Origin of the sequence: Anaerotignum propionicum (genome assembly GCF_024461735.1) — a bacterium.
Classification (GTDB): Bacteria; Bacillota; Clostridia; order Lachnospirales; family Anaerotignaceae; genus Chakrabartyella.
On record NZ_JANGAD010000002.1, the window covers coordinates 268,889 to 282,149 of the forward strand.

The window sequence follows — 13,261 nt, forward strand, 5'->3', positions numbered from 1 at the left end:
CGTATAATGATATCCGTGAGTAAGCTGGATAGTCGCGCCCCATAAAGGTGAGGAAAGTCCGGGCTTCATAGAGCAGGGTGCCGGTTAACGACCGGTGGAGGCGACTCTAAGGATAGTGCAACAGAAATAAACCGCCTGTTTTGCAGGTAAGGATGGAAAGGTGGGGTAAGAGCCCACCGCTTCTCTGGTAACAGGGGAGGCTCTGTAAACCCCACTCGAAGCAAGACGAAATGAAACGTGAGGACTGCTCGTCCTGTTTCAATCATGTCGCATGATGCTGTTGGCAACAACAGACCAAGATAGATGACTGTCCACGACAGAACCCGGCTTATATGGCTTGCTCACTATACTTTAAGTATTCACCCCCTGAAATCATTGATTTTAGGGGGTTTTTTACGTTTTTGGATAACACAAAAATTACTTATTGTATTGTTTTTACAAGATATAATGCCGGGTTCCTAATTTGAAATACTCATTTTTTGCAGTATTAGATTTTCTTCATTATACTTAGGATTGCCTGAAATGGCAATATAAAATATTAACGAAAAAATTTTAAACACGATAAAAGAAAAAGCCTAAAGACTAGTTGATATATAATCTTTAGGCTTTTGTATAAAATTAAGCAACATCTTGAAGACAATCTCTTAGATCATCCACATTAAAATGTATATAGGGTTCCAGCTCAGCTACGCTGGAGTGTCCCGTGAAGCGGATTATCTTTTCCGGTTCTGTCTTGTTTGCTAGCATACTCATGACAAATGAATGTCTAAAAATATGAGATGATAGACCCTGTTCATCAATACCTATGTATTTAAGAACTCTCTTTATGGTATTGTTAAATGCGGTTCTGGATATTGGCTTCCCTTTGTTGCTCAAAAAAATGATTTCGGAAGTATTTTGGGTTGCCATACAGTAGCTGGCAAGAGCATGACACAGTTCTTCTTTAATAGGAATTATATGTGTTTTCTGTGCTTTATTATTTCTAACAACAAGTCTTTTGTTAATGAAATCTATATCATCCCATCTAGCTTCTCTGGCACTACAACTTCTCATCCCGGTAGAAAGCATTAATAAAACAATACAGTAATCTCTTAATTTATCAATATGGTTACTTTCTCTTATTTTTTGTAACAGTTCTTTGGTTTCTGCTTTTGTTAAAAATTTGATTTTATTTGCAATTTCCCCTGTTTCAGAGTTATAACCATTTTTCTTAGTTCTATTTAGTACTAGTTTTTCTCCTAAATTTTCTTTTCCGTATCTAGATTCAAGAAATTTATAAAGAGTCTTAAGGCTGTCTATTTTTCTATCTTTTGTTTTGGACTTGATTTTATTGTTTTTTACTTTTTCAAGTAAAAACAATTTATAATCTTCCAAGATTCTTAAGTCAACATCATCAATATAGGTTTTGCTTGTATAGTTGCGATTTAAAAAATTAACAAATTGGTTTATATCTGTGTTATACGATTTTATTGTATCTTTAGCATTTTCTTTTGCGTAAAGATATATTTCAAATTCTTTTTTCATTTTCTTCAGGGTCAATTTTTCATTTTCATTTTTCATATATATAAACCTCCGATATCTCTTCTTTAGCAAAAAAAGAAGAGTGATTGTAATCATTTGTATCACCGTATAGACAGACTTATACACGGAAACAAATGTCCAATCACTCAATAGAGTTTTATATTTAATATTTAATATTTAATTAAATAAATGATACAGCATTAGTGTTCAATTGTCAATATGTTTTTGGAAAAATATTCATAGAAGAGCAGGAAGTGTTTCGATACAAATGCCTTGCGCTGTTGTAAGTTCATTTGCTAACATTATTGGATTTATATCCAGGTCTTTTAAAGCGGTTATGTACCTTTTAAATGTGTTGACAGTATAGTATTCTTTTGCTGTATTCATGCCAGTATGCTCAATATATTCCAAAAACTCTTTCAGCTTTTCCTTTTTGTCTGCTCTATATTTGCTAGAATCAATGATTTCTTGGGAGTTTTCTTTTGTCCTATAACTTCCCGTAAAAATAATAGGCAGAACGGACTGGTTAAAGTAAGCTTCATTCATTTCCTCGGTAAGATAATTATCTAAACAGTCAGTCAAACCGGTATTACGCTTGTGGTTGGCAATATATCGCCTTTTTAATTGCACCTCAATCCTGAGCACATCTTGCTCATAGGTTTTAGGGAAGGTATGCTTATTACAGCGCTCTTTATTTTTATCATACACTATTACCTTTCTGCTTTTGTTTGCAAATTCAACGGAGGTTTTATAGGCTGTATTTTTGATAAAGTACCCCCATTTTTGATATGATTTTTTAATTAGTTCCACGTATGTTTGTCTAAGTATATCGTCGGCAATAACAAAATCCTTTTTAAAGTCTATTCGTTGTAAAATCAACCTGGGAGTATCGGCTACAGAAAAGTTTTTAGCAAATTCCGATAATTTATTATATATAACCTCGAGATCATTATTTTTTGCTGTACCCTTATTCAGCAATTCCTGTAGGTTAACGTGTATTTTGACGTACCAGTGTTCACGGTCTGTAGTTTCATATGCATACTGCTTTCTGAAATGAATAGAGGCCTTAAGACCGGCTTCCTTGAATAATACGTCTGTATGTTTAAAATCTCCCTTTTTTTCTTGAATTTGGATAAGGTCATTAGGTGTGAGAGTATATCTTAACTGTAATGTATGTACCATTATTTCAACTTCCTTTCTTTCTACAATTGATACCAACTTACTAATATTTATTTATTTTTAGGAGCGCACATTTTCATGATTGTATGCTTTATAAAAACCAGCTACTACGGGTTGCGTATAGGATTGCATAGATTTCTGGAAAAATAAAGAGCTCAAGGAGGGGGTAGAACACCTTTTGCCGAAAAAGGTGTTCGAGTAATGGCAAAAGGTGCTTTAGAAATGTTTTTTGCATAAAAAAAAGCCCTTTTCTGGGCTTATAGAGTTTTTTAAAGACGATCTTGAAGTTTTTTCAGTTCCCTTATTTGTTGCAACAAGTAATCTTGCAAGGGGGGTATTAATGCGTCATAAATTTCTATTAGTTCTAATGTACTTGAAGCAAATTTAGGCAGAAACATTTTACCGGTTCCAGTTGTGAGCCATTCTTCGTTGACATTATAAACTTTGCAAATTAACTTAATATAGGCTTCCTTAATTGGTCTTTCTCCTGTTTCAAAACTTGCGTAAGTCGCTTGATGCAAACCGAGCGCCTGGCAAAAGGCTCTTTGGCTTAGTCCTAATTCTTTTCGTAATTCTTTTAGTCTTTCCTTCATACAACCACCTCTAAGTAAATGTATCATAAATTTGAACTCAATGCAATCTAACTGGAAAAAAATGTTGACACATTGAATTCATTGGACTAATATTATAATATAATTAAATACAAAGTATTCTAGGGGGCGAGGAAAATGCGAAGAGATTATAGAAGAGATTATAATAGTACTGAGGAAGGGAGAAAAGAAATTAAAAATATTTATGAAACTCTGTCTGAGCCATTGCAACTACATATTCTCAGTATTGCACACTTATTAATAAAGACGCAGGAGTTGGTACTTCAATCAAAAGAATAGTATAGTTGGGATGATGAAATGAATTCAAATTTGAAATTATATTTTTATCCCAGAATTTGACGAATTATCCCAAACAATAGATTTGCCTTTTAATGCTTGTTAACATGAATTAAAAGTTAGTTACATAACAAAAGTGGTGACAAATTCACAGAAACGGGGAGATTTTTATGAAGAAATCATTTAGACTACTGACAGCAGTTGCATTATTGACTTGTGCTATGTGCTTTAATGTTTATGCAGAAACGATTGTGACCCAAGACAGTTACATGGGAGAAAAAATAACTAATTTTAAAATCGAGGTTTCAGAGTTGCTTTCAAAAACAAATGAAGTAATCAATTATGATGGAGAAACCTATACTACGGTTGTTTATACAGTGCCCCAAGGTGCCAGACTAACCTTCCAGATTGACAAATTGGATTATCCTCCTATGTTAACAATGGCCAGTTACAAGGGCAAGGATTGGAAGATGGTAGAAAGAGGGGTTATTCTTTCAGACGGGACTTACTATACAGATGGAAGAGATCCGGGAGAATTGAAGCCAAACACACAAGTTTTCTATGATTTGAAGGATGCAAGTTATGGATATGTTCTCGGGCCTGTATCGCCTTACAAGCTCAATTCCGATATGCCTGAGAGTGGGGGCGAAACTGTTCTTTGCTTCATAAAAATTGCGGGGAATAAGAATATGACCCCGGTTAAGGCTGAGGAAAAGAAAGCTTCTGTTACTTCAGTAAATTTAAATGTAGCAGGAAAAAATATACAAACTGAGGCCTACAATATAGACGGAAGCAGTTATTTTATGCTCAGGGATGTAGCCATGGCGTTGAGGGGAACCCAATATGAGTTTAGCGTTCGGTATGATAAGGATGCAGATAAAATTATCACCACCACAGGTGGAAGCAAGTATGAAGCTACAGGGAATGAATTGAAAATTGGGAACAAACAAAATAATGCAACTGCAACAACAACCACTTCTAGTTATATGCATAATTTTGTGGATCAAAGTGCAAATGTCACTGGCTATAACATCGCTGGAAATAATTATTACAAGTTAAGAGATTTGGGGGGAATAATGGGGTTTGACGTTGTATGGAATAGCGGAACAAAAACAATAAGCATAAATCTTAACTAAAGCTTTAGTACTTGATACTTTGGTAGAAGTGAAGGGGAATTGTTATAAACAAAAATGGAGAGGTTATTATAGAAAAGGTGAGGCGGAATGAAAAACTACAAAAATATAAAAATATCTCTAATGTGTATTTTAGTTTTACTAACAATGCTGGGCAATGTGGTTCCAGCCATGGCAGAAAGCGCTGTGTCTAGTATAGATGCCGAATATAAAGACATAAATGTCATATATGGAGGCGCTAGTGTTGATTTGAAAGGTGCGAAGCCGGCCGTTATAGATGGAACGGTGTATTTGCCTCTTAGAGCCATATCGGATACGATGGGAATAGAAGTCACGTGGGATAAGAAGACGAATTATGTATATTTGGGAGACGTTCCTGTCTATGTAAAAATTGAAGATGATAACAAAAAAGGCTCCGTTGAATATAGCGAGGACGGTTTGTTTTTAGAGCCCTCAAATACAATTGCATTTTTGTATGATAATATACTTAGTACCAAAAATATGGTGGTTAGAAAACCTAACTTAAACTATATTACGTTTCAATATTTTAATACACAGAAAGAACATGAAAATTTCATAAATATTGTAAAAACCATGGAAAAGCAAGATGAAACAAAGAAAATGGATAGTATTTATAAACTGGCTGGACTTTATAAAGATATGGTCAAAAAAGTGCCAAATGACAAGGCTAATTTGCTAATAGGTGTGAATCAGTTTGGATACTATATGTCAGAAATTATTTATCAGATATCATTATTAAGCAGTGAAAATCAGTACAAGACAGCCGTAAAAATCAGTGAAGTAATCCATCAAGCCGGTATACATGCTTTAGCGGTACAAAATCACCAAATCAATGGTCAAGTCATTTATTTTGCTAGGTTTTATAATGTAAGATACTTAGATAAAACAGAGCGGTTTTTAAAAATGTCTGTTTTCCATCATTTGTATAACGGTCAGCAACAGAAATATAGGGGCAAATCTTTGGATGAGTATATCGCAATACGCAAACAGGAGCAAGCGGAAGGTGATGCACGTGTTAAAGCTGGTCATCAAAAGTGGCTGGAAGAGCAAAACCAAAAAAAGTAGGAAAATAACATAAATATGCTTACAAATTATGAAACTTGAATTTAGTATTAATTAAAATCTCGCTAAATTCAGGTTTCTTATTAAATTCTAGATTTATGGGGGAGACTTATGGAAGTTAATACAGATATGGTAGAAGAAAAGCATTATTTTAAAGGCATTCTATCAATTAAAAATTTAGGTGTATTCATTTATATCATTGTTAACTTTATTTTATTTTTAGGGGTTGCAGACTTATTTTTTTCTGATCACAAAGGATATTTTGATTTAAGTATAGTCGTCTATTTTTCTTTAATGGCGTTAAGCTTTCATAAGCTTGGAGATATGGTCATCAGAATATTATATAAAGCGGAAAAGGCAGATGAAAGAAGTGTAGTTGGCGTCTATTTTGAGGATTTACTATATAGAGCAAGCGACAATAATTTTACTCAAATAAATAATATTGAATTATTTTTTTCTGACAAGATAGATACATACGTAAAAGCTGTCTCCAGAAAAACAATTATTTTAAACAAAAACTTTTTAAATCTTGAGGATTTTCAACAACAAGCTTTACTGGCAAAAGAATTAGGGGTTATCCTTGAAAAGAGTATCTACCTTGAGATGGTTATGAAAATATCAAATTTTGTTTATTTTCTGCTGTTTTTAATCTATAAATGCTATTATTTCATTATAACGGCAATTTGTATGATGGCGATTAGTGTTGTAGGAGGATCAAGAAATAATTCTGATAATAGCTTTCTGGCTTCATTTGGTTTAGTTACTTTAATAACATTATTTTTTGAGAAACTGAAATCTTTGGGTGTTTTTATGAAAAATATACTCATTAGATCATATTTAAGGGATAGAGAATTTAAAACAGATATATTTGTTGTCAAAATTGGACTTAAAAACGAAATTTTCGGTCTTTTGCATTCTTATGATTATACTGGCAAAAAAACAAGCATGTTTAGTATTCTTCCATCAATATATGAAAGAGAGGAAAAATTAAAGAAATTCATTGCTGGTGAATTTTGATTTCAAAGTTTAATATTATAATTGTAGTTCAATATTAGATGTAATTTTTTTGTAGTTGCAACAATGGAGGTTCTGAAAATAATATATATTTGACGCTGATTATGGGAAGAAAAATAGTATCTATATGAAGGATATCGAAAAATGTACAAATTACCCCTATGATATGTATGAAAGGCTATAGGTGTATTGTATAGATTTTTATTATTAAGGTCTAAAAAATGAGGAGAGAAATATGAAAAGAAGGGGTATGGCAGTCATTGCAATTTCTGTGTTAATACTGATTGCTTTTTGTGGTTGCAGTAATGGAGTTAAAGACAATGTAAAAACGCTATCTGGTAGCTTGGCAATGAGTAATAGCCAGAATTCTGAAATGAAAAACGCATATGAGCTATATTATAGCAAACTCATTGAGGAATATGCCAGATATGGGTTATATGATGATTCGGTAGATGGTTTTCCAAGAGGGATTATGACCTGCGACTTAATTGACTTTGATGGTGACGGATTGAAGGAATTATTTTATGTTGTTTGCAGGTATGATTCTGAATATACAGTTTGCGTGTATGGATTTGACAAGGCAAGAAATAATTTAATGTCGATTTTCGAGGAGAACCCTGGAACACATGGAAGTATCATGCCGTTAAAAGGAGAAAAGAATAATTATCTTCTAAGTTCAAATTTTGTTACTGGTGGTATTAACGACGCAGGAGAATCGGAAAGCGAAATGGAGTACCAAATATGGGAGTATAAGAATAATAATTTTGAAACCATTAAAACCTATAAAAAAATTTCAACTGACTTAGTAGGTATTAATGGGGAACTACTGGGGTACGAAAATAACTTTTATAATGAAGGTGAGGACGTCCCCATGGTTGAAAGTGAATTTTTAAAAGATTCACTAGAATACAACATAACTTCTACTGAGCAATTCGATTTGTTATCTAGTCAGTATTGTGGAAGAGACAATCATCCTGAGCAGGCCATGTTAAAGGTGACATCGGAACTTCTTGGTAAACAAAGCATTTTCAACAAATATGGCGTGAATCAGATAGAAAAAGCGTGGGCTGATTATATGGGAAATGGCGTTTTACCTGATGTGATTGCTGTAACAGATTTAAACCTAGACAGCTATCCTGAAGTTATTTTTGGTGAAATAGCACCCTCTGGTGCCCTTGGAGTTTTTGCCTGCCAATTTAAGGACAATCAGCTACAAGAGCTAGAGCTGAAGATAGTTAATACAACGTATTTTAGGAATTTAAGCGAATTTAATGATTTTGACATGAAGCATTATATCTCTGTGGAGGATGGAAGTGAGCATATCTTCTCTGTGCGTTCCAATGAAAATAAGATATATGGCATTTCGGAGTATTCAAAGGAAGGTTCGGCTATATACAAAACAGCGATTGCAGAGATTCAGTTAATTGATGGGGAAAACGGAAATAAATTAACAGCTTATAACATAAATGGAGAAGATGTAGGGGAAGAAAAATTCTATGAGTATATAGAAAAGTGGAAAACAAAATATACAGCAACAGAAAAACTACATTCGGATTATGCTTTTATATCGACAGAGAGTGGATTTGATTTTAAGAAGTTTATGTTGAACTATGCCCTTGGGCTCACTACCATACCGGATGACTTAAATGAAGAGTTGAGGGCGGATGAAGCAAGTTTAAAGGTGGATATTTTAGATAATAAAAAGGCTGTCTTTCAACTAACCATTCCTGGGTTAGAAGAATTCTATTTAACTGATTTGCCCGGCTCTCTTTTGGGTTCTGCTGAGTATGAATTTGCAGTGAAGTTTGGGGAATATGATGTAAATCTTGTGCAGTGGGCGTTTTCTCCTGGGAAAACGAAGCGTGGTGCACTTGTGGATATGCAGTCTTCGCTAAGCCGTAAAAATGGAGAACTACAAGGATTTGAATATATACAGCAAAATGTTCCTGTTAAGAAGGTGGAAGAATCGATTGTATGGGAGCTGGATATGTCCCAAATAACTGATTTTAACTTCAAAAATATAAACGAATATACTGTTGAGATTATGTGTCCTAAAATGACTTTTTCATCCCTTCACGATGAAAAAAAGGTGCTTACGTTTGGCAAGAGGGAAGTTGTTACTAATTAGATATAGCTTAGAATAATGAGAAAAGGGGAAAAATATGAAAAATAATGAAAAAGTAAAATACATAGCAATGGGAATGACAATTTCAGCAACAATTATGGGAGCTGTGGTACCGGCAATAGCAAAAAGTACCCAGGAAAATATAACAGCACTCTACAAAAATATAAAGGTGGTGAATGAAGGGATTCTTGTAGAAACAGGGGATGCAGAGCCTTTTATTGCAAATGGGACCACATACTTGCCTGTTCGAGCCGTTGGAGAGGCAGTAGGCAAGAAGGTTAGCTGGGATGGAAAAACGAATACTGTATATTTGGGACAAGTACCTGGAGAGGAAAAGTATTTAACTGATCTATGCCCTCCTTATGATGGGAGTTTCTATAAAGTATATAAAAGTTCGGACAATAAGTATTTTGAAATGTCAGGCGAAAAACGGACCAATGGGTTTGAATTGAATGGCTGGTATTTTGGGAGTACGCACGAGGCTTATGTACTTATCAATACAAATGGAAAATATGAACAATTGAGTTTTGATGTAGGTCATTTAGATGGTACATATAAAAATAATCCAACATTAGAGGTTTATGTTGATGGCCGTCTTGTAAAGGAAGAGGCTTTAAAGGGTGATGAGGGAACAAGAACAATTTCGGTGCCTCTTAATTATGGTCTTAATGTCAAGATGTATATTAAAGGTGGCTATTATGGTTTCGCTGATGTGAAAGTGTGGTAAATGTATATAATATTCAAATATCAATAATTATAGAATTAAATTGATTTTTTATAGAAAAAAGAATAAAGAAAGTATTGGGTTTTCCCAATACTTTCTCGTAATTAATTGATTGAAAAGTAAATATGAACATAAAAAGAAGTACAAGATTCATTCTCATATATATCAATAATACCATTATTTTTCTTTACGAGGTTTTTTACGCTTTTAATGCCAAATCCATGATTTTTTTGATCGGGCTTGCTGGATTTTAAGTTGGGATTAACACTTAAGATTGATTCGTTTATGGTATTTGATACTTCTACATGTAATCCGTTGGCGTCTTGGCTGATATCAAGATTAATCTTTTTATTTACAGGGACTTCTTCACAAGCTTTTATTGCATTATCGAGTAAATTTCCTAGAATTACTGATAAATCAAGTTCATTAATGCTAGGAGGAAGGGTATCCGGTATTGAATATGTAATGTTAATTTTATTGTCAAAGGCTTGTGTTATTTTAGTGTTAATTATGGAATTTAGGATATTACTATTTGTTATAACAAATTTTTTTGTATTTATCATATCATCATTCAGTTTTGCAATAAAACCCTCTAATGAAGAATAGTTTTCTTGTGCTATACAGTCTTGTATGTAGATTAGGTTGTTTTTGAAATCATGCCGGATGGTTTGGACTTGGGTATATAGATCTTTTATTTCAGTATTATGTTCAAGTTGTTTCTGTAAGATAGCGACCTCGGTTTTATTTTCATATTCTTTGCTTAGTCTAAAGAATAAAACGAAAACAATAATATTAACAATAATAATACCAATTGCTGAAATAAGTAGGTATAAAAAAGTTTTGTTATTTACACTTGAATATATTACTGATTCCATAATCATCGCTAATGTAAAGATAGAGATAAATGGAATTAATAATATTGTAACCCATAGTTTAGCAGAAACATTTTTAAAGCTTAGAGTGGTAAATGCTAGTATTAGCTTAGAGTATATAAAAAGGACAAGCATCGCTGTATATGCAATACATATACGATAAATTGTAAAATTTTCTATTATATCTCTAATAGTTCTGTTAAAAAGTAAACTTCCGATAAAAAGACAAAGCGTATTTATCACTATGTGACCAAAAATAATTAAAAAACAACTTATCATTTTTTTAGAAGTACTTCCTTTTAAATATAAAAAGGTAAATAGCAGAATTAATAATAAAACAACTAGAACTGCGAATTCAGAAAAAATGGTGATCATATCTCCGATAGAAATGGCTGTAACTAATAGAATAAAAAAGGTAAAAAAAGAATACTTATTTCTATTTGATTTATTCATATAACCATTGAATTCTACTAGAAAATTTAATGTAATGAGAATATGGAGAATATTAAAACTAGTTTCTATGAGAAATTTTTGCATTTTTTATTCACCTCTTAGTGTTAATTCATTATCTATAATTTGCTTGATAATAAACCCAAAATGGTAACAAGAGAATCACTGGAAGTTATTCTTGTTAAAGTGATCAATTATTTGGAAAATAAATATGAACATAAAATACAGTACAGGAGACATTTTCATATATATCAATCACACCATTATTTTTCTTTACCAGATTTTTAATGCTTTTAATGCCAAATCCATGATTTTGTTGATCGGGCTTGCTGGATTTTAAGTTGGGATTAACACTTAAGATTGATTCATTTATGGTATTTGATACTTCTACATGAAATCCGTTGGCGTCTTGGCTGATAACAAGATCAATATTTTTATTTTCAGCAACATTTTCACAAGCTTTTATTGAATTATCAAGTAAATTTCCTAGAATTACTGATAAATCAAGTTCGTTTACGCTTAAAGGAAAGGTGTCTGTTATTATATATGTAACATTAATCTTACTTTCAAAGGCTTGGGCGATTTTGGTGTTAATTATAGAGTTCAGGATATTACTATTAGTTAAAACAAACTTTTTTGTATTTCTTATATCTTTATTTAGCGCTGTAATAAAACTTTCTAATGAAGAATAGTTTTGTTGATCTATACAGTCTTGTATGTAGATTAGGTTATTTTTAAAATCATGCCGAATGGTTTGGACTTGGGTATATAGAGCTTTTATTTCATTATTATGTTCGAGTTGTTTTTGTAAAATAGCAACTTCGATTTTATTCTCATATTCTATGCTTAGCCTAAAGAATAGTACGAAAACAATAACATTAACGATGATGACGCCAATAGCCGAAATGAGAAGATAAAAAAACAGTTTATTATCAAAATCGGAACTGATTCCGGCCTCCATAATTAAAGCCAGTGTAAATATAGAGGTAAAAGGGATTGATAATGTTGCCACTAGGATTTTCATAGGTATGTTTTTATAGTTAATATTTAGGAGCATTATCAATACCTTAGAATAAACAAATAAAACAAACATTGTGGAATAGCATATAATAATTCTATAGATAGTCATATGATCTATTAAAGCTACCATTGTTTTATGGAAAAGTATACTTCCTAAGAAAAGTAAAACCGTAGAAATTAGGGCATGTCCAAAAAATATTAATATGCAACTTAAAATCTTTTTAAAAAGGCTACCATTTAATGATGTGTGTGTGTAGATTATTAGGACGAAAAGTATTATTAAAGCCGAGTACTCTGAAAAGCCCGTTATCCTATCCGATAATGTTATAAAGGTTAGAAGAAAAAGAAAAAAAGATAAATAGTGAATTTTCTTTTTTAAACCGGTATATTTATATCCATTAAATTCACCTAAAAAACTAAAAATAATCAAAAAATATAAAAGATTAAAACTGGTTTCAAATAGAAATTTCATTACACTCATATGTTCCTCCGAAATTTGGCTAAAAAAATTTGTTGAGCCTTTTTCTTTTTTAATGGGCTTATTGGTATGTCAATTTGATTTTCTAATATAGCCATATTTTCTTTGATACCTATCAAATACTTTATATTAATTATAAAACCAGCATGGGTTCTGAAAAAACCATATGGAGCTAATTCTTGTTCAATGCTATACATAGTTTGACGTTTCTTATAGATCCCATTTTTGGTATGTATGTTTATATAATTTTTATGGTTTTCAATAAAATGAATTTCATGAATAGGAACGGGCAAGACACAGTTATTGTCTTTATCTTCAACAAGAATATTTGCACATTGTTTTTGCGCCAGTTGCATGATACGATTTACTTGATTCTTAACTTCTTCTTTAAGATACTGTTTACGTATAAATCCAAAAGGTTTATAGTCAAAGGCTTTGTAGACAACATCATCTAGGCTTGTAATAAAAATAATTTCTATATTTTTATTGAGTTCTTTAAGTAAAGAAGAAAGCTCAAATCCATTTATATGAGGCATATTAATATCTAGAAAAATAATATCAAACATATTACTTTTGAATGAGCACAAACAATCATACGAACTTGAAAACTTTAATAAATTAATGTCCATGTTATGAAAGTGAAAACTTTTTTTAATTTCTTGTTCTAATAAGGTTAAAAAGTGTTCTTCATCATCACACAAAGCAATTGAATACATGAAAATTCCCCCAAACAAGGGTAATATTACCACATATTGTGATTTGTCGCAATAATAAA

General features: G+C 32.1%; 12 protein-coding genes and 1 other RNA gene. 7 read left to right on the top strand and 6 right to left on the bottom strand.

Annotation, left to right across the window (positions count from 1 at the left end):
* The first annotated feature begins 16 nt into the window (after window positions 1–16).
* An RNA gene (rnpB, locus tag NE558_RS03855) (RNase P RNA component class A) lies at window positions 17–348 on the top strand.
* Window positions 349–618: 270 nt separating this feature from the next.
* Here the strand turns inward: rnpB and NE558_RS03860 are convergent.
* From NE558_RS03860 to NE558_RS03870, 3 genes are all read right to left on the bottom strand, one after another.
* On the bottom strand, window positions 619–1,560 hold the full coding sequence (locus NE558_RS03860; RefSeq protein WP_256148592.1) for a tyrosine-type recombinase/integrase: 942 nt from the start codon (window positions 1,558–1,560) through the stop codon (window positions 619–621).
* 198 nt (window positions 1,561–1,758) lie between these two features.
* Window positions 1,759–2,703: a hypothetical protein gene (locus tag NE558_RS03865; RefSeq protein ID WP_256148593.1), complete on the bottom strand. Its 945-nt coding sequence runs from the start codon at window positions 2,701–2,703 to the stop codon at window positions 1,759–1,761.
* 266 nt (window positions 2,704–2,969) lie between these two features.
* Window positions 2,970–3,293, bottom strand: coding sequence for a helix-turn-helix domain-containing protein (locus NE558_RS03870; protein WP_256148594.1), 324 nt, complete (start codon window positions 3,291–3,293; stop codon window positions 2,970–2,972).
* 135 nt (window positions 3,294–3,428) lie between these two features.
* Between NE558_RS03870 and NE558_RS03875 the strand changes: the two genes are divergently transcribed.
* The 6 genes from NE558_RS03875 to NE558_RS03900 all read left to right on the top strand — a co-directional run bounded on the left by NE558_RS03875 (window position 3,429) and on the right by NE558_RS03900 (window position 9,669).
* On the top strand, window positions 3,429–3,590 hold the full coding sequence (locus NE558_RS03875) for a hypothetical protein (RefSeq protein ID WP_256148595.1): 162 nt from the start codon (window positions 3,429–3,431) through the stop codon (window positions 3,588–3,590).
* Between the two features lie 167 nt (window positions 3,591–3,757).
* Window positions 3,758–4,723, top strand: a complete 966-nt coding sequence (locus tag NE558_RS03880; RefSeq protein ID WP_256148596.1) for a hypothetical protein — start codon at window positions 3,758–3,760, stop codon at window positions 4,721–4,723.
* An 87-nt stretch (window positions 4,724–4,810) separates the two neighbouring features.
* Window positions 4,811–5,806 carry a stalk domain-containing protein gene (locus tag NE558_RS03885; protein ID WP_256148597.1) on the top strand — a complete coding sequence of 332 codons (996 nt, stop codon included), beginning with the start codon at window positions 4,811–4,813 and terminating at the stop codon, window positions 5,804–5,806.
* Between the two features lie 108 nt (window positions 5,807–5,914).
* Window positions 5,915–6,820 carry a hypothetical protein gene (locus NE558_RS03890; protein WP_256148598.1) on the top strand — a complete coding sequence of 302 codons (906 nt, stop codon included), beginning with the start codon at window positions 5,915–5,917 and terminating at the stop codon, window positions 6,818–6,820.
* Window positions 6,821–7,052: 232 nt separating this feature from the next.
* Entirely contained in the window at window positions 7,053–8,945 is a 1,893-nt protein-coding gene (locus NE558_RS03895; RefSeq protein WP_256148599.1) for a hypothetical protein, read from the top strand.
* A gap of 34 nt (window positions 8,946–8,979) precedes the next feature.
* On the top strand, window positions 8,980–9,669 hold the full coding sequence (locus NE558_RS03900; RefSeq protein WP_256148600.1) for a stalk domain-containing protein: 690 nt from the start codon (window positions 8,980–8,982) through the stop codon (window positions 9,667–9,669).
* Between the two features lie 101 nt (window positions 9,670–9,770).
* Here NE558_RS03900 and NE558_RS03905 read toward each other — a convergent pair whose 3' ends face one another.
* The 3 genes from NE558_RS03905 to NE558_RS03915 form a co-directional block, all read right to left on the bottom strand.
* Window positions 9,771–11,075, bottom strand: a complete 1,305-nt coding sequence (locus tag NE558_RS03905) for a sensor histidine kinase (protein ID WP_256148601.1) — start codon at window positions 11,073–11,075, stop codon at window positions 9,771–9,773.
* Window positions 11,076–11,178: 103 nt separating this feature from the next.
* Window positions 11,179–12,489 carry a sensor histidine kinase gene (locus NE558_RS03910; RefSeq protein WP_256148602.1) on the bottom strand — a complete coding sequence of 437 codons (1,311 nt, stop codon included), beginning with the start codon at window positions 12,487–12,489 and terminating at the stop codon, window positions 11,179–11,181.
* Window positions 12,486–13,202, bottom strand: coding sequence for a LytR/AlgR family response regulator transcription factor (locus NE558_RS03915; RefSeq protein WP_256148603.1), 717 nt, complete (start codon window positions 13,200–13,202; stop codon window positions 12,486–12,488). The genes NE558_RS03910 and NE558_RS03915 overlap by 4 nt, the downstream gene beginning before the upstream one ends.
* Window positions 13,203–13,261: the final 59 nt, after the last annotated feature.